The sequence below is a fragment of the Roseomonas sp. TAS13 genome (assembly GCF_001950415.1).
Classification (GTDB): Bacteria; Pseudomonadota; Alphaproteobacteria; order Acetobacterales; family Acetobacteraceae; genus Roseomonas; species Roseomonas mucosa.
The window spans coordinates 1-809 of record NZ_BDLP01000749.1 but is presented as its reverse complement, the minus strand read 5'-3'; the positions used below and the strand labels follow the sequence as shown (position 1 = coordinate 809).

Below are 809 nucleotides of genomic sequence, written 5' to 3'. Positions count from 1 at the left end.
GCTGTGCGTAGATGTGATCAAGAGACAGCCACTCCGCCAGGACCCTGAGGGTCCTGGACCTCCCCTTCGCTGGTGCTTGCCGATGCCGGATCGCGCCGGAGAGCATGGCTCTCCGGCGGACTGCCTGTGCCGTCAGCGCGGAGATGGTGTCTACTTCTTCTCGGTAGCCCCGCCTTCCCACCTGCTCCCAGGGATCAGGCCACGGGACAACGTCCACCGCAGGCGCCAACTCAAGCCCGGGGACCAGCTTCGGTCCCTGGCGGAGAGGGGGGGCGGCGGGAGAAGCGGCGCCTCTCCCCCCAGGGTGGCCCGAAGCGGAACCGCGACCCGCGAAGGGCCGGGTGCCTTAGCGGCGGCGCTTCTTCTTCTGGTTCGGGTTCTGAGGCCGGGCCGGCTGCGGCAGGGCGGGGGCCGGCGCGGGGGCGAGGGTTTCGGGCGCGAAGACCGCCTGCATCCGCGTCACCGCCTTCTGGGCGGCGGCGAAGTCCCGGCTGCGCAGGAGGATTTCCACCAGCCGCAGATGGGCGTTGGTGTCCTGTTCCGCCTGTTGCAGGACGCGTTCCATGTAGCCGCGGGCGGCGGGCAGGTCGTTCTGGCGGATCGCGATGTCGCAGAGCCGGCGCAGGACATTCAGGTCCTGCGGCGCCAGGGTCAGCGCGGCCTCGACGCGCTGCTTCGCGCCGTCCAGGTCGTTCTGCGCCTGCAGGACCTGGGCGAGCTTCAGGATCGTGCCGATATCCTCCGGCGCGGCCGCGACGGCGCGTTCCGCCCATTGCCGGGCCTCCGAGCGGCGGGACTGGCGCAGCGCC

General features: G+C 71.4%; 1 protein-coding gene. It reads right to left on the bottom strand.

Annotated features, from left to right (window positions below):
- Positions 1-346 precede the first annotated feature (346 nt).
- Positions 347-809: tetratricopeptide repeat protein (locus ROTAS13_RS25300; RefSeq protein WP_139323609.1), on the bottom strand; the 463-nt coding region annotated here is incomplete at its 5' end.